Here is a 22,902-nt window from a genome sequence, read left to right as displayed (position 1 = left end):
CAAACGAGGAAACAGCACTGCGCGAGGCCTGCCTGATACTGGCCGTCGGCCAGGTCCTATTCAAGCAGGGCTTCGATTTCGCCGCAGAGCTGACCCGGGTCGGTCGCGGGAGCGAAACGCCTGACCACCCGACCCTCCCGGCCGATCAGGAACTTGGTGAAGTTCCACTTCACGCTCTGGCTGCCGAGCAGGCCTGGGGCACGCTGCTTCAGCTCCGCGAACAGGGGGTGCGCCTGGGGCCCATTGACCTCGACCTTCTGAAACAGCGGAAAACCGACACCATAGTTAAGCTGGCAGAACTCGGCGATTTCGAGTTCATCGCCTGGCTCCTGATGACCGAACTGATTGCAGGGGAAGCCGAGCACCACCAGGCCCCGCTCCCGATAACGCTGCCAGAGCATCTGCAGGCCTTCGTACTGGGGCGTGAAACCGCAGCGGCTGGCCGTGTTCACCACCAGCCAGGCGCGGCCGGGAAAATCGGCCAGCGTCCGCGGCTGATCATCGAGGGGAATGTCGAACAGAGGATCGTGCATGCCGAAGCCCTCCTGCAAGGCTCGGGCCGGGTCCCGGCACTGCCCGGAACCCGGCAGGAATGAGGCCGGCCGGCTCAGCCCTCGCCGCGCGGCTGCAGGCGCAGCGAGGCGGAGTTGATGCAGTAGCGCAGCCCGGTCGGCGGCGGCCCGTCGGGAAACACATGGCCCAGATGGGCGTCGCAGCGGGCGCAGAGCACCTCGATGCGGTGCATGCCGTGGCTGTAGTCGTCGCGGCTGGACAGCGCGCCGGCGGTCACCGGCTGGAAGTAGCTGGGCCAGCCACAGCCGGCGTCGTACTTGGCATCGGAATCGAACAGCGGCGCATCGCAGCAGACGCAGTGATAGACCCCGGGCACGCTGGTGGCGTAGTACTCGCCGCTGAAGGCCCGCTCCGTGCCGCCCAGGCGGCAGACGCGGAAACGCTCCTCGGACAGGAGCTCCCGCCAGGCATCAAGGGATTTTTCGAGCTTGTCCATGCGTGTACCTCGTTCGATTGGAAAAAAGCCCGACCGGTACCTTTCCAGCGAATCGGGCCGCGACGTATGATTCGCAACCAGTTTGTCATCCGCGTCATCCATAGCCAAGGCCGCAAGGCCCGAATCGGTCCGGCGGCGAAGGATGGCTGCGTTCGCTGCCCCGGCGTCCGCGCCCGGCCTACCGGCCGCACCAGCGTCCTCCTTCCCTCCCCGGTTCCGGCCCCTGCGCTTCTTCTTCGGGATCACACACATGCAGGTTAGTAAATCGAACAAGCTCGCCAACGTCTGCTACGACATCCGCGGGCCGGTGCTCAAGCACGCCAAGCGCCTGGAGGAGGAAGGCCACCGCATCCTCAAGCTGAACATCGGCAACCCGGCGCCGTTCGGTTTCGAGGCCCCCGAGGAAATCCTCCAGGACGTGATCCGCAACCTGCCCACCGCCCAGGGCTACAGCGACTCCAAGGGGCTGTTCAGCGCGCGCAAGGCGGTGATGCAGTACTACCAGCAGAAGAAGGTCGAAGGCGTCGGCATCGAGGACATCTACCTCGGCAACGGCGTCTCCGAGCTGATCGTCATGGTCCTGCAGGCCCTGCTCAACAACGGCGACGAGGTGCTGATCCCGGCGCCCGACTACCCGCTGTGGACCGCGGCCACCAGCCTGGCCGGCGGCAAGGCGGTGCACTACCTGTGCGACGAGCAGTCGAACTGGTATCCCGACATCGCCGACATCAAGGCCAAGATCACCCGCAACACCAGGGCGCTGCTGCTGATCAACCCGAACAACCCCACCGGCGCGGTCTATCCGCAGGAAGTGCTGGAGCAGATCGTCGAGGTCGCCCGGCAGCACAACCTGGTGCTCTTCTCCGACGAGATCTACGACAAGATTCTCTACGACGACGCCCAGCACATCTCCACCGCCTCGCTGGCGCCGGACGTGCTCTGCCTGACCTTCAACGGCCTGTCCAAGGCCTACCGGGTGGCCGGCTTCCGCTCCGGCTGGGTGGCCATTTCCGGTCCCAAGCACAAGGCGCAGAGCTACATCGAGGGACTCGACATCCTCGCCAACATGCGCCTGTGCGCCAACGTGCCGGCCCAGCACGCGATCCAGACCGCCCTCGGCGGCTACCAGAGCATCAACGACCTGATCCTGCCCGGCGGGCGCCTGCTGGAGCAGCGCAACCGCACCTGGGAGCTGCTCAACGACATCCCCGGAGTCAGCTGCGTCAAGCCGATGGGCGCGCTCTACGCCTTCCCGAAGATCGACCCCAAGGTCTGCCCGATCCACAACGACGAGAAGTTCGTCCTCGACCTGCTGCTGCAGGAAAAGCTCTTGATCGTCCAGGGCACCGCCTTCAACTGGCCGTGGCCGGACCACTTCCGGGTGGTCACCCTGCCGCGGGTCGACGACCTCGAGCAGGCCATCGGCCGCATCGGCAACTTCCTCAAGACCTACCGTCAATAAGAAGTGGTGATGGACCTGCAGATCGACGACTTCCACAAGGACGCCGCCGCCGGCCTGCTGCGGCTGCATCAGGCCTTCCCGCGCAAGATCGCGCTGTACGTGGAAGACCTGATCGGTCGCGAGGAGCCGGACGAGTTCGGCCTGCCGAGCACGCGCCACCAGAGCTGCCTGAGCGCCCTGCTCTGGCTGGCCGAGGAAGGCTACCTGCGCTTCGACTCGACCATCCGCCACGAGGCCCTGGACCAGGCCGTGCTCAGCGAAAAGGGCTTCCTGCGCCTGTCCCGCGCGGTCTCCGGCGCGGCGCCGGCGAACCCGGCGCTGCCGGCCAGCATGCGGCGGGTGCGGGCCACCCTGGCCTGGCAGCTGCGCGAGGCGCTGGTGGAGGGCGACAGCGAACGCCTGGTGCGCCTCGGCCGCCTGATCTTCGAGGCCACGCCGCTCTACCCGGGGGACACAGTTTGAAATAGTCGCCGGGTTGAAGCCCCTGTGGACGCGACCTTATATAGCCCGGCATGAACCCCATGCATCTGTGAGGAGAACCTGATTCCATGATGCGCATCCTGCTGTTCCTGGCCACCAACCTGGCGGTGCTGATCATCGCCAGCATCACCCTGAAACTGCTCGGGGTCGACCGCTTCACCGGCCAGAACTACGGTAATCTGCTGATCTACTGCGCCGTGTTCGGCTTCGCCGGCTCGCTGGTATCGCTGTTCATCTCCAAATGGATGGCGAAGATGAGCACCGGCACCGAGATCATCAGCCAGCCGCGCACCCGCCATGAGCAGTGGCTGCTGCAGACCGTCGAGCAACTGTCTCGCGAAGCCGGCATCAAGATGCCGGAAGTCGGCATCTTCCCTGCCTACGAGGCCAACGCCTTCGCCACCGGCTGGAACCGCAACGACGCGCTGGTCGCCGTCAGCCAGGGCCTGCTGGAGCGCTTCTCGCCGGACGAGGTGCGTGCCGTGCTGGCCCACGAGATCGGTCACGTGGCCAACGGCGACATGGTCACCCTGGCGCTGATCCAGGGCGTGGTGAACACCTTCGTGATGTTCTTCGCGCGGATCTTCGGCAACTTCGTCGACAAGGTGGTGTTGAAGAACGAGGAAGGCCCGGGCATCGGCTACTTCGTCGCGACCATCGCCGCCGAACTGGTGCTCGGCATCCTCGCCAGCATCATCGTCATGTGGTTCTCCCGTCGCCGCGAATTCCGCGCCGACGAGGCCGGCGCCCAGCTGGCCGGCACCCCCGCGATGATCGGCGCCCTGCAGCGCCTGCAGGCCGAGCAGGATGTCCCCGTGCACATGCCGGACAGCCTGACCGCCTTCGGCATCAACGGCGGCCTCAAGCACGGCCTGGCGGGCCTGCTGATGAGCCACCCGCCGCTGGAGGAGCGCATCGAGGCGCTGTACCGGCGCGGCTGACGGCAGCCGCGGAGGCGGCGGCCTGTTAAGATGGCGACAGGAAAAGGGGCGACCGCGGGTCGCCCCTTTCGTTTGTGCCGGAAACGGGAGACCCCATGCGCCGATTGATTCTCGCCTACTGCACCCTGCTCGCCCTCGGCGGCTGCCAGAGCGCCTACTACTCGATGATGGAAAAGGCTGGCGTCCACAAGCGCGATATCCTCGCCGACCGTGTCGAGGCCGCACGCGACAGCCAGCAGGCAGCCAAGGAGCAGTTCAAGGACGCCCTCGAGCGCTACCGCAGCGTGGTACAGATCCAGGGCGGCGACCTGGAAGCGCGCTACGTCGCCCTCGAGCGCGAATACCGGGCCAGCGAGGCCAGCGCCAAGGCGGTGCGCCAGCGCATCGCCGCCGTCGAGGACGTGGCCGGGGCGCTGTTCGAGGAGTGGGAAGGCGAACTCGACCAGTACAGCAATGCCACCCTGCGCCGGGCCAGCGCCAAGGAACTGGAACGCACCCGCAAGCAGTACAAGACCCTGCTGACCCGCATGCAGGCCGCCGAGAAGCGCATCGAGCCGGTGCTCAGCGTGCTGCGCGACCAGGTGCTGTTCCTCAAGCACAACCTCAACGCCCGCGCCATCGGCGCGCTGCAGGGCGAGTACCGCAGCCTGCAGGGCAACGTCGACCAGCTGCTGCGCGACATGCAGCGCTCCATCGACGAAGCCGACAGCTTCGTGCGGCGCCTGCAGGCGCCGCTCGACTGAGCTAGCGACGCTCCAGGCGGTAGACGCGCTCCTCCAGCCGGTCGAGACCACGCTGGAGGAATTTCCAGTTCTCCCTGAGCACGTCGGGCGCCTCCAGCAAGTGCAGTTGCCAGTCCGCCGCCAGCAGGCGCTGCACCTCATGGTCGGGGACGGCGAAGGGCGGGCCGTCCATCCGTGCCTGGTCGTAGTCCAGGGTGACCAGCAGTCCCCGGCAACCCGGCGGCAGGATCGCCGACAGGTGGGCGACATAGCGCTCGCGCATCTCCGGCGGCAGGGCGATCAGCGCCGCACGGTCGTAGAGTCCCCGGCAATCGGCGACATCGGCGGCCGTCAGGGCGAAGAAATCGCCGCAGCGGATCTCCACCGGGCCGGCCCGATAGACCGTGAAAGCGCCCTGCTGGCCGATCCGCGGCGACAACTGGTGCTCGGCGAAGAAGTCGCGCACCGCCTTCTCCGCCAGCTCGACGCCGAGCACCGCAAAGCCCTCTCCGGCCAGCCAGGCCAGATCGAGGGTCTTGCCGCACAGCGGCACCAGCACCCGGCTCCCGGGCGCCAGCCCCAGCGTCGGCCAGTGGCGGCTCAGGTAGGGATTGACCTCCATCTGGTGGAAGCCGATCTCGTTGCGTGTCCAGCGCGCCTGCCAGAAATCCTCGTGCACCTGTTTCTCCTGCAAAGTCGATGATGCGCAGGAGACTCTACACGCGAAACAGCCGGCCAGGCTGCAGAAACAAAAAAGCCCTGCCTCATTGGCAGGGCTTTTTCCGGTCGACGGGGACTCAGTCCTCGCGATAGCGGCGCAGCTTCAGCTGCTTGCCGGCGACGCGGGTGTCGCGCAGCTTGCCGAGCAGGCGCTCGAGGCCATCTTCCGGCAGCTCGATCAGGCTGAAGCTGTCACGGACCTGGATGCGGCCGATGGAGTCGCGGGCCAGGCCGCCTTCGTTGAGGATCGCGCCCAGCAGGTTCTTCGCGGCGATCCCGTCGCGCGCGCCCAGCGCAGCACGGCAGCGGACCCGGCCTTCCGGCAGGGGCATCGGCGCGCGCCGCTCGCGGTGCACGCTGCTGCGCTCGCCACGCTCGGGGGCACGCTCGCTGCGCTCACGGCGCTCGCGCGGCACCGCCACGCCCGGCACCAGCGGCTGCTCGCGCTCGACCTCGGCCAGGGTCAGCCCCTGGCCGTTGGTGGCCTTGCGCAGCAGGGCCGACGCCAGGGCGCGCGGGCTGCAGTCAAGCTCGGCGGTCAGACGGTCGAGCAGCTCGCCGTGGCTGGCTTCGGCCTCGGCCAGCAGCGGCTGCAGGCTGGCGGTCAGCTTGCGGATGCGCGCGTCCAGCACCTGCTGGGCGTTGGGCAGGTGCACCTCGGCGACCTTCTGCCCGGTGACCCGCTCGATCACCTGCAGCATGCGCCGCTCGCGCGGCGTCACCAGCAGCAGGGCACGGCCGTCGCGACCGGCCCGGCCGGTACGGCCGATGCGGTGCACGTAGGACTCCGGGTCGTAGGGCATGTCGACGTTGAACACGTGGGTGATGCGCGGCACGTCGATGCCGCGGGCGGCCACGTCGGTGGCGACGACGATGTCCAGGCGGCCGTCCTTGAGCGATTCGATGACCCGCTCGCGCTGGTTCTGGGCGATGTCGCCGTTCAGCGCGGCGGCCTTGTAGCCCTTGGCCTCGAGGGCGCTGGCCAGGTCCAGGGTCGCCTGCTTGGTGCGCACGAAGGCGATCAGCGCGTCGAACTCCTCGACCTCCAGCAGGCGCAGCACGGCGGCGGTCTTCTGGTCGGCGTGGACCATCAGGTGGGCCTGGTCGATGCGCGCCACGGTCTGGGTCTTGGCGGCGATCTTGACGTGCTGCGGCTCGCGCAGGTGCTTCTCGGCGATCTCGCGGATCGAGTGCGGCAGGGTCGCGGAGAACAGCACCGTCTGGCGGCTTTCCGGCAGAGCGGCGAAGATCACCTCGAGATCGTCCATGAAGCCGAGCTTGAGCATCTCGTCGGCCTCGTCGAGCACCAGGTGCTTCACGGTGGAGAGCAGTTGCTCGTCGCGACGCAGGTGGTCGCACAGGCGGCCGGGGGTGGCCACCACGATCTGCGCGCCCTGGCGCAGCGCCTTCAGCTGCGGGCCCATCGGCGCGCCGCCGTAGACCGCCACCACGCCGACACCGGGCAGTTGGCTGGCATAGGTCTCGAAGGCGGTGGCCACCTGCAGGGCCAGCTCGCGGGTCGGCGCCAGGATCAGCAGCTGCGGCTCGCGGCGCGCCGGGTCGATGCGCGATAGCATCGGCAGGGCGAAGGCGGCGGTCTTGCCGGTGCCGGTCTGAGCCTGGCCGATCATGTCGTGGCCGGCAAGGATCACCGGGATCGCCTGGGCCTGGATGGGGGATGGCTCTTCGTAGCCCACCGCGGTGATGGCGGCGAGTACAGCGGGATGAATGCCGAGTGCGGCGAAGCCGCCGGTCTCCTGGGTCATGGGATCTGCCTCATGTGCATCCGCAAACCCAAGGCCCAAGGCTGCGCGCATGCCATGCAAAGACCCGAAGGTCACCCTGGCAGCCCGGTCGGCAGGAATTTGCGAGAACGCGTGATGGATGGGATGAATCGTCAAGGATAGTCCGCAGGACTGGCCTGCAGCCGAAGGCGGAGCTTCGGGGAGGGTGCTACCTGAACGCGGCCGCTTGGGCCGGTGCCTACTATACAGCAAAAAGCTGACCGGTGTGCGCTCTTTGCCGGACAGGTCACACCACCATTGGTCGGAGGGGGGGTGGCCTCAGCCGAGCCTGCCGCCAGCTTCCTCCTGCCGCGCACCGGTCCGCAGCAGCTCCGCCAGGCGCTGCCCCGCCCGCCCCAGCGGCTTGTCCAGCCGCTGCACCAGCACCGGCGTGAAGCGGTAGCGCGAGCCGCCCCGGTAGCGCACCTCCACCAGCTCGCCGCGCGCCAGCTCGTCGGCCACCAGGTACAGCGGCATCCAGCCGAAGCCCAGGCCCATGTGCAGCGCCTGCTGCTTGGCGGAAAAGCCCGAGAGGTAGTACACCCGGTCGCCGCCGAACATGTGGCGGTCGTCGCCGCGGTCGCTGGAATCCTGCACCGTCAGCTCCACATGCTCGTGCAGCATGGCCAGATCCACCTCGCCGGCGGCGGCCAGCGGATGCCCGGGCGCCGTGCAGAGCACGCATTCGATCTCCGGCAGCGGCTCGGCATGCAGCAGGCGGTCGGGTTCGTAGTCCTTGACGATCATCAGGTCGGCGCGCTCCTTCTCGAAGCGGTACTGCACGCCGAACATGAACTCGATCTTCACCTGCACGCGGGTCGGCACGTGCTCGTCGGCGAGGGTCTTGAGCGCCAGAAACACTGCATCGAGCGGCAGGATGCCGTCGGCCACCAGCAGCAGGCGCGGCTCCCAGCCGTCGATGAACTGGCGGGCCAGCGCCTCGAAGCGGTCGGCATGCCCGAGCAGGCGGCGGCCCTCGGCGAGCAGCGCCTCGCCGGCCGGGGTGAGGCGCACCCGGTAGCCCTCGCGGTCGAGCAGCGGCAGACCGAGCTGCTCCTCCAGCTTGCGCACCTGGTAGCTGACCGCCGACTGCACCTTGTGCAGGTGCTGGGCGGCGCGGCTGAAGCCGCCGTGGCGCACCACCGCGTCGAGCGCGACCAGGGATTCGAGATCGATGGACACAGGGCAACCCTCCGGCCAACACCATCTATATTTCAGATCAACAAAGACGGATATTTCCGCTTTTTTAGATATAGATCAATACCTAAAGTCGCCATCGTGCACTGCCCCACCACCCCGGCAGTCCTCCACCTTCCAAGGAGATGCGACATGAACGACAAGAATCCCATCGGCCTGCGCGGCATCGAGTTCACCGAATTCACCGGCGAGGCGCTCGAACAGCTCGACGCCCTGTTCTGGGCCTTCGGCTTCTCGAAGAAGCACCGCCACCCGACGCTCGACATCACCTGCTACAACCAGAACGGCATCAACTTCCTGCTGAACGGCGAGCGCAACGGCTTCTCCGGCCGCTTCGCCAAGCTGCACGGCCCGTCGATCAGCTCCATGGGCTGGCGTGTCGACGACGCCGCGTTCGCCCGGCAGGAAGCCGTGCGCCGCGGCGCACGTCCGGCCGAGCCGAAGGATTGCGACCTGCCCTACCCGGCCATCTACGGCATCGGCGACAGCCTGATCTATTTCATCGATCGTTTCGGCACCAAGGGCTCGATCTATGAAACCGACTTCGTCCCGCTCGACCAGCCGAAGCTCCAGCCGGACAAGGGCTTCCTGGAAATCGACCACCTGACCAACAACGTGCCGCAGGGCCAGATGGAAAAGTGGGGCGCCTTCTACAAGGAAATCTTCGGCTTCACCGAAGTGCGCTACTTCGACATCAAGGGCGTGAAGACCGGCCTGACCAGCTACGCGCTGCGCTCGCCGGACGGCAGCTTCTGCATCCCGATCAACCAACCGAAGGACGACAAGGACCAGATCTCCGAGTACCTGACCGAGTACAACGGTCCGGGCGTGCAGCACCTGGCCTTCAGCACCAACGACATCCTCGCCTCGCTGGACGCCATGAAGGGCGGCCCGATCAAAATGCTCGACATCGACGCGAACTACTACGACGACGTGTTCCAGCGTCTGCCCAACGTGCGCGAGGACCAGGCGCGCATCCGCGGCCACCAGGTGCTGGTCGACGGCGACCAGGACGGCTACCTGCTGCAGATCTTCACCAAGAACATCATCGGCCCGATCTTCGTCGAGATCATCCAGCGCGAGAACAACCTGAGCTTCGGCGAAGGCAACTTCGGCGCCCTGTTCCGCTCGATCGAGAAAGACCAGGAACGCCGCGGCGTGCTCTGAGGAAAGCGCCCCTTGCGCCGGACGCGCTAAGGTTCAAGTACGGCGGCAGCCAGACACCGGCCGATGCACAGGAAGAGGCAGGAGGACGACATGTACACCCCTCAGCGACTCGATGCCACCCACGACCCGGCGCTGCAAAGCTGGGTCGCCTCGGCCAATGACGCCGCGACCGATTTCCCGATCCAGAACCTGCCCTACGGCCGCTTCCGCCGCGCCGGCAGCGACGAGCCCTGGCGGATCGGCGTGGCCATCGGCGACCAGATTCTCGATTTAGCCCGTGCTGCCGCGGCCGGCGGCTGGAGCGACGAGGTACAGGCCGCGCTCGCGCCGCTCGCCGCCGGGGATCTCAACGCCTTCATGGCGCAGGGACCCGAGGTGCGCCGCCGGGTGCGCGCCGCACTGTCGGCGGCGCTGAGCGCCGGCAGCTCGCGCCAGGCCGACCTCGCCGGCGCCCTGCTGCCCCAGGCCGCGGCGGAATACGACCTGCCCTGCCGGATCGGCGACTACACCGACTTCTACACCGGCATCCACCACGCGACCACGGTCGGCAGCCTGTTCCGCCCGGACAACCCGCTGCTGCCCAACTACAAGTGGATTCCCATCGGCTACCACGGCCGCAGCTCGTCGATCGGCGTGTCCGGCCAGAGCTTTCGCCGCCCGTGCGGCCAGGTGAAGGCGCCCGACGCCGAACGCCCCGAGTTCGTGCCCTGCCGCCGCCTCGACTACGAGCTGGAGCTGGGCGTGCTGGTCGGCAGCGCCAACGCCCTCGGCGAGCCGGTGCCGATGGAGCAGGCCGAGGACCACCTGTTCGGCGCCGTGCTGCTCAACGACTGGTCGGCGCGCGATATCCAGGCCTGGGAATACCAGCCGCTCGGCCCGTTCCTGGCCAAGAACTTCGCCAGCACCATTTCCCCCTGGGTGGTGACCCTGGACGCCCTGGCGCCCTTCCGCGCGCCCTTCGTGCGTCCGGCCGGCGATCCGCAGCCGCTGCCCTACCTCGACAGCGCCTTCAACCGCGACTCCGGCGCCCTCGACCTGCGCTTCGAGGTGCTGCTGCAGACCGCCGCCATGCGCGAACGCGGCGAGGCGCCGCACAAGCTCATGGAGAGCAACTTCCGCGACGCCTACTGGACCATGGCGCAGATGCTCGCCCACCACACCGCGGGCGGCTGCAACCTGCAGCCCGGCGACCTGCTCGGCAGCGGCACACAGTCGGGACCTGCGCCCGGCGAGGGCGGCTCGCTGCTGGAGCTGACCCTCGGCGGCAAGCAGCCGATCACCCTGCCGGGCGGCGAAACCCGCACCTTCCTGGCAGACGGCGACACGGTGATCCTGCGCGGCCACTGCGCGCGCGAGGGGACCCGGCGCATCGGCTTCGGCGACTGCGCCGGCAGCGTGCTGCCGGCCCGCGAGGTGCGCGCATGATCCGCCTCTACAGCGCCGCGCGCTCCTCGGCCTCGTTCCGCGTGCGCATCGCGCTCAACCTCAAGGGCCTGGACTACGAGTACGTGGCGGTCGACCTGCGCGCCGGCGAGCAGCTCGGCGCGGCCTTCCGCACCGTCAACCCGGCCGCCCTGGTGCCGGTGCTGGAGATCGACGGCCAGCGCCTGGTGCAGTCGCTGGCCATCCTCGAGTACCTGGAGGAAACCCGCCCCGAGCCTGCCCTGCTGCCGCGCGAGCCGGCGGCGCGGGCGCGGGTGCGGGCCGCCGCCCTGGCCGTCGCCTGCGACATCCACCCGCTCAACAACCTGCGCGTGCTCGGCTACCTCGGTCGCGAACTGGCAGCCGACGAGGCGGCCCGCAACGCCTGGTACCGCCACTGGGTGGTCGACGGCCTGGCCCAGCTCGAGGCGCAGATCCGCGCCGGCGGCGCCCACGGCCGCTTCATCGAGGGCGACCGGCCGGGCCTGGCCGACCTCTGCCTGGTACCGCAGATCTTCAACGCCCGGCGCTTCGATGCCCGGCTCGACCACGTGCCGCTGCTGATGGGCATCTTCGACGAATGCATGGCCCTGCCGGCCTTCGCCGAGGCGCAGTGGGAGCGGCAGCCGGACTTCACCTGAGGCTCGGGAACGCTCGGACCGGCACGGCCAGATACAACAACAACGAGGTCGCCATGCACACACCCGCACCCTCGGACCTGAACTACCAGACAGGCTTCGGCAATACCTTCAGCAGCGAGGCCCTGCCGGGCGCCCTGCCGATCGGGCAGAACTCGCCGCAGCGCCTTCCCTACGGCCTGTACGCCGAGCAGCTCTCCGGCAGCGCCTTCACCGTGCCGCGCAGCGAGGTACGGCGCACCTGGCTGTACCGCATCCGGCCCTCGGCCAGCCACCCGGAATTCAAGCGACTCGGCGCGCAGATCAACGGCATCGAGCAGGGCCCGGTCACTCCCAACCGGCTGCGCTGGGCGCCTTTCGAGGTGCCGGCGGAGCGCACCGACTTTCTCGACGGCCTGATCTGCCTGGCGGCGACCGCCCCGGCGGAGCAGGCCAGCGGGGTGAGCGTCTACGTCTACCGCGCCAACGCCTCGATGGAATCGGTGTTCTTCGACAGCGACGGCGAACTCTTGATCGTCCCCGAATCCGGGCGCCTGGGCATCGACACGGAGCTGGGACGGCTGGAGATCGGCCCGCTGCAGATCGCCGTGGTGCCGCGCGGAGTGCGCTTTCGCGTCGAGCTGCTCGACGCCACGGCGCGCGGCTACCTGTGCGAGAACCACGGTTGCCCGCTGCGCCTGCCCGAGCTGGGGCCGATCGGCAGCAACGGCCTGGCCAATCCCCGCGACTTCCTCGCCCCGCTCGCCCGCTACGAGGACCGCGGCGGGCCGGTACGGCTGGTGCAGAAGTTCCTCGGCGAGCTGTGGGCCTGCGAGCTGGACCACTCGCCGCTGGACGTGGTCGCCTGGCACGGCAACCACATGCCCTACAGCTACGACCTGCGCCGCTTCAACACCCTCGGCACGGTCAGCTTCGACCACCCGGACCCGTCGATCTTCACCGTGCTGACCTCGCCCGGCAGCGCGCCCGGCCAGGCCAACGTCGACTTCGTGATCTTCCCGCCGCGCTGGATGGTCGCCGAGCACACCTTCCGCCCGCCGTGGTTCCACCGCAACCTGATGAACGAATTCATGGGCCTGATCCAGGGCGTCTACGACGCCAAGGCCGGGGGCTTTTTGCCCGGCGGCGCCTCGCTGCACAACCGCATGAGCGCCCACGGCCCCGACGCGGCGACCACCCGCCAGGCCATCGCCGCCGACCTCAAGCCGCAGAAGATCGAGAACACCCTGGCCTTCATGTTCGAAACCGGCCAGGTGCTGCGCCCGAGCCGCTTCGCCCTCGACAGCCCGCAGCTCCAGAGCGACTACGACGGCTGCTGGTCAGGCCTGCCCAGGACCTTCGATCCACAGCGCCGATAGGCCCGACGCGGGCGGCGAGCGCCACGCGCCCGGCTGCCCGTTCTCAGAACGACCTGTACCCCGAGACTGAAACGATGAACAAGACCGGCCCTCAACCCGCAGCCCCGTGCAGCCCGCAGGGTGGATAGCGGCGCAGCCTTATCCACCCATGCCCCGTACGGCGACGCCGAGGTGGTGATCGCCGGCGGCATGGAGAACATGAGCCTGGCACCCTACGTGCTGCCCAAGGCCCGCACCGGCCTGCGCATGGGTCACGCGCAACTGGTCGACCGCATGCTCCAGGACGGCCTGTGGGACGCCTTCCACGACTACCACATGGGCATCACCGCGGAGAACCTGGTGGACAAGTACGCCATCAGCCGCGCGAAACAGGACGCCTTCGCCGCCGCCTCCCAGCAGAAGGCCTGCGCCGCCCTCGAAGCAGGCCGCTTCCAGGACGAGATCACCCCCGTCTCGATTCCCCAGCGCAAGGGCGCGCCGCTGAGCTTCGCCACCGACGAGCAGCCGCGCGCCGGCACCACCGCCGAAGCGCTGGGCACGCTCAAGCCGGCGTTCAAGAAGGATGGCAGCGTCACCGCCGGCAACGCCTCGACCCTCAACGACGGCGCCGCCGCGGTGCTGCTGATGAGCGCCGGGAAGGCCAAGGCCCTCGGCCTGCCGGTGCTGGCGCGCATCGCCGCCTGGGCCAACGCCGGCGTCGACCCGGCGATCATGGGCATCGGCCCGGTCGCGGCCACCCGTCGCTGCCTGGAGAAGGCCGGCTGGACGCTGGAGCAGCTCGACCTGATCGAGGCCAACGAGGCCTTCGCCGCCCAGGCGCTGGCGATCGGCCAGGAGCTTGGCTGGGATGCCGGGAAGGTCAACGTCAACGGCGGCGCCATCGCCCTCGGCCACCCGATCGGCGCCTCCGGCTGCCGCATCCTGGTCAGCCTGCTGCACGAGATGCTCCGCCGCGACGCGAAAAAGGGCTTGGCCACCCTGTGCATCGGCGGCGGCCAAGGCGTGGCGCTGGCCATCGAGCGCTGAGCCTTCCCGCTTCGCCCGATGCCGATCGCCCCTGCGCGCCGCGTGGGGGCATCACTCACCAGGAGAGCTACTACCTATGTCCGATGCCCAGCAAGAGCGCCACAGCCTGCTGGAGGATGCCCAGGCCATCCTCTTCGGCACCGTGATGATCGCCTTCGCCCTCAACCTGTTCGCCCACAGCCAGCTGCTGGTCGGCGGCGCCGCCGGCCTGGCGCTCATCGGCCACTACCTGAGCGGCCTGTCGGTAGGCACCTGCTTCTTCGTCATCAACCTGCCGTTCTACTACCTGGGCTACCGCCAGCTGGGACTGCCCTTCATCCTCCGCACGATCGCGGCCATCGCCTGCCTGTCGCTGCTCAGCGACCTGACGCCCCATCTGGTCGGCTTCGCGCATCTGGACCCGCTGTTCGCCTCCTTCCTCGGCGGCTGCCTGATCGGCGTCGGCTTCATCATCATCTTCCGGCATGGCTCCAGCCTGGGCGGCATCAACATCCTGGTCCTCTATCTGCAGAAGAAGCACGGCATCAGCGCCGGCAAGGTGCAGCTGGCCATCGACTCCGGCATTCTGCTGGCGGCCTGTTTTCTGATCCCCTGGAGCGCGGTGCTCTACTCGCTGCTCGGCGCCTTCCTGGTCAACTTCCTGATGATCTTCAATTTCAAAGCCTCGCGGTACAACGGCTTCAGCTGAAGCCGACACCGAGCACCCGCACAACGGATCTTTGGACTTATCATGCCTGCCGGAATGCCAAAGCCTGCAGGAGTGCACCATGAAAACCTCCCGCGTCCGTTGCGCTGCCGCCCTGCTCTGCGGACTGCTGCTCGCCCCCCTTGGCCATGCCGAACCCTTGCACTTCGCGCTGCTCGCCAAGCGGGTGGATCACCGCTTCTTCATCCTCGCCGGCGAAGGCTGCGCCGAGGCCGCGCGGGCCAAGGGCGACACCTGCCTGCTGCTCGGCTCCTCGGGACCGGCCCATTTCCGCCTGCAGAACCGGGAGCTGGAGCAGGCGCTCGAGCGGAACCTGGACGGCATCGCCCTGTCGGTCATCCATTCGCAGTGGCTGGCCGAGCACGCCCTGCAGCGACTGGGCAAGACCCCGCTGATCACCTTCGACTCGGACCTGGGCCCCGGCGATCGGCATCTGCGCCAAGGGTATGTCGGGCTCGACAACCTGGCCTTCGGCCGGCAGCTCGGCCAGCTCGCCCAGCGTTTCCGGCCGCACGGCGGCAGGTTGTGCGTCCTGAGCGCCACTTCGCTGGACACCAACCTCCAGGAGCGCCTCCGGGGTCTTCGCCAGCAGCTGCGTGGCAGCGAGGGCGGCGACGCGGAAGATGCCGGGCACCTGGAAGGGGAGAATGGCTGGCAGGAACTGAAGCGCTGCCCGCTGTACAATGCCAACAACCAGCAGAGCGTGTTGTTCCAGCTCACCAGCCTGCTGAACACCAGCCCGGTCGACATCATCGTCAGCCTCGGCAGCTGGCCCATCCACCAGCCCGACGAGTTCCGCCGCCAGCTCGCCCCACTGCTCGCCGGGCTGGACGCCAGGGGCGCGCGCCCGTCCATCGTCATCGCCACCCCCGAGCCCGACGCGGCGCAGCTCGCCCTGCTCGAGGACGGCCTGGTACAGGCCTACCTGAGCATGGAAAGCCGCGACATCGGTCGCCAGAGCTACTGGATGATGAAGCGTCTGACGCAGGGCATTGCCGTCCCCGAGAAGGTCCTCGTCGACAGCCATGTCTATCTGCCCCAGGCGCCGCCGCACAGCATCACGGAACAAGAACAATAGGAAGCGTCCAGAGCACAACGCCATGTGCAACGTCGAGCCTGCCGGATCGAACCAATCCGGCGGCGGCCGGTCCCTCCCAGGGTTGGCCGGGAAACATCCGCTTTCTTCCCGCCGCCTTTCCGTCGCAGCCCTGCTCTGCGGACTGGCGCTCGCCCCTCTCGCCGCCGCCGAGCCCCTGCGGTTCGCCCTGCTCGCCAAGCGGGTCGACAACCCCTTCTTCCGCCTGGTCGGCGCCGGCTGCGCCGAAGCCGCCGAGGCCCGGGGCGACACCTGCCTGTTGCTCGGCCCGTCGGGACCGGCGCACTTCCGCCGGCAGAGCGAGGCCCTGGAGCAGGCGCTCGACCGGAACCTGAACGGCATCGGCCTGGCGGTGATCCATTCGAAATGGCTGGCCGAGCACGCCCTGAAACGGCTGGGCCAGACGCCGCTGATCACCTTCGACTCGGACCTGGAACCCGCCGAACGGCATCTGCGCCGGGGCTATGTCGGGATCGACGACCTGGCCTTCGGCCGCCAGCCCGGCCTGCTTGCCCAACGTTTCCGGCCACAGGGCGGCACGCTGTGCATCCTCAACTCCAGCGCGCAGGAGAGCAACCTCCGGGAGCGTCTCCAAGGGCTTCGCCAGCAGCTGCGCGGTGTCGGCGCGCCCAAGGAGCAAGCCGAACGGCTGAATGGCGAGAATGGCTGGCAGATGATGAAACGCCTGGCGCAGGGCCTCGACGTCCCGGAAAGGGTTCTCGTCAAGACCCATGTCCATCTGCCCGAAGCGCCGCCGCACAGCGCCGCGCCGCTCTGAGGCAAGGCGTCATCGGCCCGGCTCCGGAGCGGCGACGAACACCCGCCTCCAGTACCGGAGACCTGTTCTCCCGAACAGGCGAAGCCAGTACGGGCGCAGATCGCCCCCAACGGCCCCGGCGGCAACCGGACGGCGTTTGCCAGGCAGCGGAGAAGCGCCTGGCCAGCCTCCGTCCATCAAGAGACAGAGGGGGACGAAGGGCATGGAGGCGGCCGCTGCCTGGCTCAACGCCGCGACTCCAGGCCGCCCGCCCATGGCCGGCCTCCCGTAAAGGATGATGTCCCTGGCGGGACGAAGAAGGTATCGGGACACATATGTGCAGCGCATGGCAAACCTCCCGGCGTTGTCCAGCCAATTCCTGCCCTCGCCGGAAAGACTCCCGGGCGACCTGCGGGAACAGCAGGACGAGGAGCATCCCCAGGGTCATCAGCACGACGAAGGGCAGCGAGCCGCGGATGATCTCGCCCATTGTGGCATTGAGCACAACACCCTTGATGGTGAACAGGTTCATCCCCAGCGGCGGGGTGATCATCCGAGCGGCGCATGAAGGCATTCAGCGTGGCGTAGGTGGACAGGCCGAGGTGTTCGCAGTCGAGCATCTCGGCGAAGGCGATGCTGGTCCGTCCGGCCAGCGGATGCTTGTCGTTGACCAGCACGGCCATGGATTTGCGGCAGATGCCGAGATCGGCATTGCCCTCGGCCACGCCGCGCACCATGTTCGGACTGAAGCGCTCCTCGATGTCCACCTGGATATGTTCGTTGGCGAGCAGGAACTCGGAGATCTCCTCGGGCAGGAACTCCATGATCGAGGACACGTTGGCGAGGATGCGCACATGCCCGCGCGCCCCTTCCGCGTACTCGCTCAGCTCGCCCTGCAGGCGCTCCATGTCGCGCATCAGCTGCCGGGCATGGCGCAGCAGCGCCTGGCCGGCCGGGGTCGGCACCACGCCGCGCTTGCTGCGCACCAGCAGCGGGCTCTTGAAGGTCGCCTCGATGTCGGCGATGCGCTTGCTCAGCGCCGAGGGCGCGATGAACTCGCGCTCGCTGGCGCGGGCGATGGCGCCCTCCTCGCAGACCGCCACGAACAGCCGCAATGAAACCGGATCGACACTCCACATGGACTTGCGTCCTCCGTACGACAGTCATCGGGCCATCACTGTGCCATACGGGTGTCCTCCCAGGCCCGTGCCCGGGAAAGGGACGGGATCAACTCGCCGGCCGCAGGACCTCGAGCAGCGGCCGCAGCGAATAGCCCAGCTGCGGCGCCAGGGCCTCGGCGCGCGCCAGCAGGCCGTCGCGGTCGAGGGACTGGTCGAGGTCGGCGGGCACCAGCAGGATCACGTTGCCCTCCTTCACCGGGCACTCCCAGTAGTGGCGGTGGTAGAGCCCGCGCAGCAATGCGGCGCCGAGGGGCTTGCCGTCGTCGCTGGCCCACTGGTTGATGACCAGCCAGCCGCCCGGGTTGAGGCGCTTCTGGCAGTCGCCCAGGAAATTCCACGCCAGATGGGCCACGTTCGGCCCGATGTCCGTGTACAGGTCGACGAAGATCAGGTCGGCGCTTTCCGCGCTGGACAGCAGCTCCAGGGCGTCGCCGATGCGGATGGTCAGCCGCGGGTCGTCGGCCAGTCCCAGGTATTCCATGGCCAGGCGTGGAACCTCCGGGCGCAGCTCGATGACCTCGACGTCCTCCAGCGGCAGGAAGGCGAGGCAGGCCTGGGTCAGGTTGCCGCCGCCCAGGCCGAGGAACAGCGCGCTCTCCGGCGCGGCGTGGCAGAGCGCGCCGATCAGCATGGCGCGGGTGTAGTCGTATTCCAGCCAGCTCGGATCGGCGGTGAACACGCAGCTCTGCTCCACCGCCTCGCCGAATTCGAGAAAGCGGTAGTCGCCGACCTCCAGCACGCGGATCAGGCCGAATTCGTCACGCACCTCGGCGAGCAGGCGCTCCTCTTTTTCCATTGTCATCCCCCTGCGATGAGCCGACTATGTTACCAGCCGGCGCGGGCGGCGATCGGTTAACATGCACGGTCATGCCAAAAACCAGCCTATCCGTATCCGAGCCGCCGATGAAGCAGAACTGGAGCCCCGCCAGCTGGAGGGCCAAGCCCATCCAGCAGCAACCCGAATACCCCGATGCCGTCCACCTCGCCCGGGTCGAGGAAACCCTGGCCGGCTATCCGCCGCTGGTCTTCGCCGGCGAGGCGCGCGAGCTGCGCCGGCTGTTCGGCGAGGTCAGCCAGGGACGCGCCTTCCTGCTGCAGGGCGGCGATTGCGCGGAGAGCTTCGCCGAGTTCTCGGCGACCAAGATCCGCGACACCTTCAAGGTGCTGCTGCAGATGGCGATCGCCATGACCTTCGCCGCCGGCTGTCCGGTGGTGAAGGTCGGACGCATGGCCGGCCAGTTCGCCAAGCCGCGCTCGGCGGGCAGCGAAACCGTCGACAGCGTCACCCTGCCCGCCTACCGCGGCGACATCGTCAACGGCATCGACTTCGACGCGAAAAGCCGGGTGCCGGACCCGCAGCGCCTGCTGCAGGCCTATCACCAGTCCACCGCCACCCTCAACCTGCTGCGCGCCTTCGCCCAGGGCGGCTTCGCCGACCTGCACCAGGTCCACCAGTGGAACCTCGACTTCATCGCCGACGCGGCGCTGTCGGAGAAGTACAGCCAGCTGGCCGACCGCATCGACGAGACCCTCGCCTTCATGCGCGCCTGCGGCCTGGAGAACGCGCCGCAGCTGCACGAAACCAGCTTCTTCACCGCCCACGAGGCGCTGCTGTTGAACTACGAGCAGGCCCTGACCCGCCAGGACAGCCTGACCGGCGAGTGGTACGACTGCTCGGCGCACATGCTGTGGATCGGCGACCGCACCCGCCAGCCGGATGGCGCCCATGTGGAGTTCCTGCGCGGGGTCGGCAACCCGATCGGGGTCAAGGTCGGGCCGACCACCGACCCCGAGGGGCTGCTCCGCCTGATCGACCTCCTCAACCCGGACAACGATCCGGGCCGCCTCAACCTGATCGCGCGGATGGGCGCGGACCAGGTGGAGCAGCATCTGCCGGCGCTGATCCGCGCGGTGCAGCGCGAAGGCCGCCAGGTGCTCTGGAGTTCCGACCCGATGCACGGCAACACCATCAAGGCCGGCGGCTACAAGACCCGCGCGTTCGAGAGCATCCTGCGCGAGGTGCGGCAGTTCTTCGCCGTGCACCAGGCCGAGGGCAGCCATGCCGGCGGCATCCATATCGAGATGACTGGGCAGAACGTCACCGAATGCATCGGCGGCAGCCGCGCGGTCACCGCCGACAGCCTTTCCGATCGCTACCACACCCAGTGCGACCCGCGGATGAACGCCGACCAGTCGCTGGAGCTGGCCTTCCTCATCGCCGAGACCCTGAAGCAGGTGCGCCGCTGAGGTGCAACGGGGGCATCCCTGATGCCCCTGGCGGGCGGCCTGCCCGGCGGCAGGCCGCGAACGGCGGGGACCGCTCATCGGTGGCAATGAACTTGCATGGGCTCTCCGGCCATCGAAAGTGGCCTAGCCTTCAGAAACTGGAGCAGTCCGAACAACAACAATGCCGAACCATCGGCCCTGATATCTGAGGGGGTTGGAAAAATCTCGTTCCCGAGGTGATCGACATGAAACTCTCGTATCTGGTGTTGCCCTTCTGCTGCGCGGCCTCCCTCGCCCAGGCCGCCGAACCACCCGTCCAGCAGTACCACTATGGCCTGCCCCTGGACATCGCCAAGGTCATTTCCATCGACGCTCCGTACGATCCCTACGTCTGCGAGATCATCGACGCCAGGATGACCTATCTGAACTCGGCCGGCGAAACCAGGGTCGTCGCCTATCGCAAGCTGTCCGCCGGCTGCCTCCTGAAGACCTGATGCGCAGCACCTGCCCCCACAGGGACGCGGGGTGCAGGAATCACGGAAACGCCGTCGTACCGGCTGCACTATTTGAGCAACAGAAGCAGCGCGCAGAACGACATGAGGCCGCAGAACAGCAGACCCAATGCCCGCTCCGGCAGCGCATGGGCCATGCGCACGCCCCAGCCGACACCGAACAGGCCGCCGATCGCCAGGGAAATGCCCAGCAGCCAGTCGACCCGCCCGTGCAGGGCATAGGTGACCAGGCTGACCAGCGTGCTGGGCGCCGCCAGCGCCAGCGAGAGGCCCTGGGCGACGACCTGGCTGGTGCCGAACAGGGTGATCAGCAGCGGCGTCGCCACCAGCGCTCCGCCCACGCCGAACAGCCCGCCCAGGGTGCCCGAACCTATGCCCAGCGGCACCAGCCAGGGCCAGGACCGGCGCAGCTCGCCGCCAGGCGCACTGCGCAGGAACAGACGCAGGCCGCTCCACAGCGCCAACGCCAGGAGAAAGCCGCCGAAGGCCAGGCGCATGTGCTCGGCGTCCAGCAGGTTCGCCGCCTGGGCGCCGAGCCAGGCGGCGCAGAAGCCGGTGCCGGCCATCACCAGCGCATGGCGCGGATCGATACGGTTGTGCTGGTGGTAGCGGCGCAGCGCCAGCAGCACGTTGGGCACCACCATGACCAGGGCCGAGCCCTGGGCCAGATGCTGGTCGAGACCGAACAGCAGGCCGAGCACCGGAATGGCGATCAGCCCGCCGCCGATGCCGAACAGCCCCCCCAGGCAACCCAGCACGAGCCCCAGGCCGATATCGAGGAAAAACTGCAGCAGACTCATCGCACCTCCGGGAAAAGGCACATGCTAGACAGACATGGCTAGCCGGGAAACGCAAAGCAGCGCAAAATGGCTTTGCATGATTCGCATAGCAGGCACCCATGAATCCCGATGCCCTCAGCGGCCAGCTGGAACTGTTTCTCGAGGTGCTGGAGTGCGGCAGCTTCTCCGCCGCGGCCCGGCGCCGGCAGCTGACGCCCTCGGCGGTGGCGCGGCGCATCGACGGTCTGGAGCAGGCGCTCGGCAGCCTGCTGTTCCAGCGCAGCACCCATGAGGTGCGCGCCACCCCCGCCGGCCTGGCCTTCGCCGAACGCGCCCGGCGCATCCTCGACGAGCTGCGCCTGGCGCGGGCCGAGGTGGTCTCCCTGGACAGCGCCCCGGAGGGGCTGATCCGCGTCGACGCCCCGGCGCCCTTCGGCCGTCGCCGGCTGGCCCCGGTCATCGCCGAATTCCTCGTCGCCTATCCGCGGCTGGACGTGCAGTTGCGCCTGATCGACAGCTTCGTCGATCTGCAGGGCGAGCATCTGGGCCAGGTCGACCTGGTCCTGCGCATCGGCCCGCTGACCGACAGCCGCCTGGTCGCCACGCCGCTGGCGCCGATGCGGCGCATCGCCTGCGCCAGTCCCGACTACCTGCAGCGCCGCGGCAGCCCCGGCGATCCGCGCGAGCTGCCGGAGCACGACGGCCTCGACTGGGACGCCCTGGCTCCGCCGCATGCCTGGCGCTTCACCATCGACGGCCAAGTCCGCACCATCCGCCCCGGCCGCCGGCGGATGACCGCCAACAACGCGGAAACCCTGCTGTTCGGCGCCCTCGCCGGACTCGGCATCGCCCACCTGCCAACCTGGCTGATCAGCGAACACCTGCTGCGCGGCGAACTGCTGCCGCTGTTCTGCGAGAACGGCCTGCCGCCGCCCGAGTCCAGCGGCGTCTATGCCCTGCGCCAACACCCGGCCGGCGCCTCGCGCATGCGCCTGCTGCTGGAATTCCTGAAGAACCGCTTCGGTCCTGTGCCGCCCTGGGACCTGGCCCTGCTCAACAGCCTGAGCCGCTCCTGATTCGCCAGCCGCCGGGCCGGTTGCATTTTGCCCACGAAAGGCTTGCGCGCTAAATTAGTTGACCATTACCGGGAGATCGCCATGTCCGCCGACGAAACCTGCCAGGAGCTGCTGCTCGACAACCAGCTGTGCTTCGCCCTCTACTCCACCTCGCTGCTGATGACCAAGGTCTACAAGCCGCTGCTGCAGGAGCTTGGCCTGACCTACCCGCAATACCTGGCCATGCTGGTGCTCTGGGAGCGCGACGGCATCACCGTCGGCGAGATCAGCGCGCGCCTGCTCAGCGATCCCGGCTCGCTCACCCCCCTGCTCAAGCGCCTGGAAGCCGAAGGGCTGCTGAAGCGCACCCGCAGCAGCAAGGACGAGCGCGTGGTGGAACTCCATCTCAGCGAACGCGGCCGGGCCCTGCACGACAAGGCCAGGAAGATTCCCTCCTGCATCGTCGCCGCCAGCGAGCAAACACCCGCCTCGCTCGCCGCTCTCAAGGAAGAACTGGTCAGCCTGCGCAACAGTCTGCAAAAGGCCCTCTGACCGGCTTATTCCAGATCGTCCTGATCGTTATCTCGAAATCTTCCAAAAATTAACTTGCGCACAAGATAAATACGCTCTAACTTTCACCTCACGCACTTAGTTAGCGCGCAAA

General features: G+C 68.1%; 23 protein-coding genes and 2 pseudogenes. 16 read left to right on the top strand and 9 right to left on the bottom strand.

The annotated features are described in order from the left end of the window. Positions 1-56: 56 nt before the first annotated feature. Together EV691_RS11825 and msrB are read right to left on the bottom strand one after the other, a co-directional pair. Positions 57-533: a glutathione peroxidase gene (locus EV691_RS11825; RefSeq protein ID WP_039805264.1), complete on the bottom strand. Its 477-nt coding sequence runs from the start codon at positions 531-533 to the stop codon at positions 57-59. Positions 534-607: 74 nt separating this feature from the next. Further along, entirely contained in the window at positions 608-1,009 is a 402-nt protein-coding gene (gene msrB / locus EV691_RS11820; protein ID WP_131297179.1) for a peptide-methionine (R)-S-oxide reductase MsrB, read from the bottom strand. A gap of 250 nt (positions 1,010-1,259) precedes the next feature. On the opposite strand from msrB, the gene EV691_RS11815 reads away from it, so the two are divergent. The 4 genes from EV691_RS11815 (at position 1,260) to EV691_RS11800 (ending at position 4,635) form a co-directional block, all read left to right on the top strand. Beyond that, the gene (locus tag EV691_RS11815) at positions 1,260-2,471 is read left to right on the top strand and encodes a pyridoxal phosphate-dependent aminotransferase (protein WP_131297178.1); all 1,212 of its coding nucleotides are present in this window, start codon (positions 1,260-1,262) and stop codon (positions 2,469-2,471) included. A gap of 9 nt (positions 2,472-2,480) precedes the next feature. Further along, positions 2,481-2,933, top strand: a complete 453-nt coding sequence (locus EV691_RS11810) for a hypothetical protein (RefSeq protein ID WP_131297177.1) — start codon at positions 2,481-2,483, stop codon at positions 2,931-2,933. Positions 2,934-3,019: 86 nt separating this feature from the next. Next, on the top strand, positions 3,020-3,892 hold the full coding sequence (gene htpX, locus EV691_RS11805; protein ID WP_039805273.1) for a protease HtpX: 873 nt from the start codon (positions 3,020-3,022) through the stop codon (positions 3,890-3,892). A gap of 95 nt (positions 3,893-3,987) precedes the next feature. Beyond that, on the top strand, positions 3,988-4,635 hold the full coding sequence (locus EV691_RS11800) for a DUF2959 domain-containing protein (protein ID WP_131297176.1): 648 nt from the start codon (positions 3,988-3,990) through the stop codon (positions 4,633-4,635). Position 4,636: 1 nt separating this feature from the next. Here EV691_RS11800 and EV691_RS11795 read toward each other — a convergent pair whose 3' ends face one another. From EV691_RS11795 to EV691_RS11785, 3 genes are all read right to left on the bottom strand, one after another. Further along, positions 4,637-5,293 carry a thiopurine S-methyltransferase gene (locus tag EV691_RS11795; protein WP_131297174.1) on the bottom strand — a complete coding sequence of 219 codons (657 nt, stop codon included), beginning with the start codon at positions 5,291-5,293 and terminating at the stop codon, positions 4,637-4,639. A 118-nt stretch (positions 5,294-5,411) separates the two neighbouring features. After that, entirely contained in the window at positions 5,412-7,100 is a 1,689-nt protein-coding gene (locus EV691_RS11790) for a DEAD/DEAH box helicase (protein ID WP_039805280.1), read from the bottom strand. Positions 7,101-7,397: 297 nt separating this feature from the next. Beyond that, the gene (locus EV691_RS11785; protein WP_131297172.1) at positions 7,398-8,300 is read right to left on the bottom strand and encodes a LysR family transcriptional regulator; all 903 of its coding nucleotides are present in this window, start codon (positions 8,298-8,300) and stop codon (positions 7,398-7,400) included. Between the two features lie 147 nt (positions 8,301-8,447). On the opposite strand from EV691_RS11785, the gene hppD reads away from it, so the two are divergent. The 8 genes and pseudogenes from hppD (at position 8,448) to EV691_RS11745 (ending at position 16,506) form a co-directional block, all read left to right on the top strand. Then, positions 8,448-9,482: a 4-hydroxyphenylpyruvate dioxygenase gene (gene hppD / locus EV691_RS11780; protein ID WP_131297170.1), complete on the top strand. Its 1,035-nt coding sequence runs from the start codon at positions 8,448-8,450 to the stop codon at positions 9,480-9,482. Between the two features lie 90 nt (positions 9,483-9,572). After that, positions 9,573-10,907, top strand: a complete 1,335-nt coding sequence (gene fahA / locus EV691_RS11775; protein WP_131297168.1) for a fumarylacetoacetase — start codon at positions 9,573-9,575, stop codon at positions 10,905-10,907. After that, a complete protein-coding gene (gene maiA, locus EV691_RS11770) occupies positions 10,904-11,545 on the top strand; it encodes a maleylacetoacetate isomerase (protein WP_131297166.1) in 642 nt (213 codons plus the stop codon). The genes fahA and maiA overlap by 4 nt, the downstream gene beginning before the upstream one ends. 53 nt (positions 11,546-11,598) lie before the next feature. Continuing rightward, complete coding sequence (gene hmgA / locus EV691_RS11765) at positions 11,599-12,900, top strand: homogentisate 1,2-dioxygenase (protein ID WP_131297164.1); 1,302 nt, start codon at positions 11,599-11,601, stop codon at positions 12,898-12,900. 159 nt (positions 12,901-13,059) lie between these two features. After that, positions 13,060-13,926: pseudogene (locus EV691_RS11760) on the top strand (acetyl-CoA C-acyltransferase); the annotation flags it as partial. Positions 13,927-14,002: 76 nt separating this feature from the next. Next, positions 14,003-14,614, top strand: a complete 612-nt coding sequence (locus EV691_RS11755) for a YitT family protein (protein ID WP_131297162.1) — start codon at positions 14,003-14,005, stop codon at positions 14,612-14,614. 79 nt (positions 14,615-14,693) lie between these two features. Continuing rightward, positions 14,694-15,710 (top strand): substrate-binding domain-containing protein, encoded by a 1,017-nt coding sequence (locus EV691_RS11750; protein WP_131297160.1) that lies wholly within the window; start codon positions 14,694-14,696, stop codon positions 15,708-15,710. An 82-nt stretch (positions 15,711-15,792) separates the two neighbouring features. After that, on the top strand, positions 15,793-16,506 hold the full coding sequence (locus EV691_RS11745) for a substrate-binding domain-containing protein (RefSeq protein WP_242672468.1): 714 nt from the start codon (positions 15,793-15,795) through the stop codon (positions 16,504-16,506). Here the strand turns inward: EV691_RS11745 and EV691_RS24260 are convergent. From EV691_RS24260 to EV691_RS11735, 3 genes and pseudogenes are all read right to left on the bottom strand, one after another. Next, on the bottom strand, positions 16,451-17,017 hold the full coding sequence (locus EV691_RS24260; RefSeq protein ID WP_377802235.1) for a hypothetical protein: 567 nt from the start codon (positions 17,015-17,017) through the stop codon (positions 16,451-16,453). The genes EV691_RS11745 and EV691_RS24260 overlap by 56 nt on opposite strands. 22 nt (positions 17,018-17,039) lie before the next feature. Continuing rightward, positions 17,040-17,624: pseudogene (locus EV691_RS11740) on the bottom strand (LysR family transcriptional regulator); the annotation flags it as partial. Between the two features lie 88 nt (positions 17,625-17,712). Further along, on the bottom strand, positions 17,713-18,468 hold the full coding sequence (locus tag EV691_RS11735) for a spermidine synthase (protein ID WP_131297155.1): 756 nt from the start codon (positions 18,466-18,468) through the stop codon (positions 17,713-17,715). A gap of 101 nt (positions 18,469-18,569) precedes the next feature. Here EV691_RS11735 and EV691_RS11730 point away from each other — a divergent pair, with 101 nt between their 5' ends. Continuing rightward, the gene (locus tag EV691_RS11730; protein WP_131297153.1) at positions 18,570-19,913 is read left to right on the top strand and encodes a class II 3-deoxy-7-phosphoheptulonate synthase; all 1,344 of its coding nucleotides are present in this window, start codon (positions 18,570-18,572) and stop codon (positions 19,911-19,913) included. A 224-nt stretch (positions 19,914-20,137) separates the two neighbouring features. Continuing rightward, complete coding sequence (locus tag EV691_RS11725; RefSeq protein WP_242672467.1) at positions 20,138-20,386, top strand: DUF2790 domain-containing protein; 249 nt, start codon at positions 20,138-20,140, stop codon at positions 20,384-20,386. 68 nt (positions 20,387-20,454) lie between these two features. Here EV691_RS11725 and EV691_RS11720 read toward each other — a convergent pair whose 3' ends face one another. Continuing rightward, entirely contained in the window at positions 20,455-21,204 is a 750-nt protein-coding gene (locus EV691_RS11720; RefSeq protein WP_039805291.1) for a sulfite exporter TauE/SafE family protein, read from the bottom strand. A gap of 98 nt (positions 21,205-21,302) precedes the next feature. Between EV691_RS11720 and EV691_RS11715 the strand changes: the two genes are divergently transcribed. Further along, entirely contained in the window at positions 21,303-22,259 is a 957-nt protein-coding gene (locus EV691_RS11715) for a LysR family transcriptional regulator (protein ID WP_131297149.1), read from the top strand. A gap of 81 nt (positions 22,260-22,340) precedes the next feature. After that, complete coding sequence (locus tag EV691_RS11710) at positions 22,341-22,790, top strand: MarR family winged helix-turn-helix transcriptional regulator (protein WP_207390122.1); 450 nt, start codon at positions 22,341-22,343, stop codon at positions 22,788-22,790. Positions 22,791-22,902 lie beyond the last annotated feature (112 nt).

The organism is Azotobacter chroococcum (assembly GCF_004339665.1).
Taxonomy (GTDB): Bacteria; Pseudomonadota; Gammaproteobacteria; order Pseudomonadales; family Pseudomonadaceae; genus Azotobacter; species Azotobacter chroococcum.
Note: the sequence above shows the minus strand (reverse complement) of the source record. Positions and strands in the feature narration are given on the sequence as shown.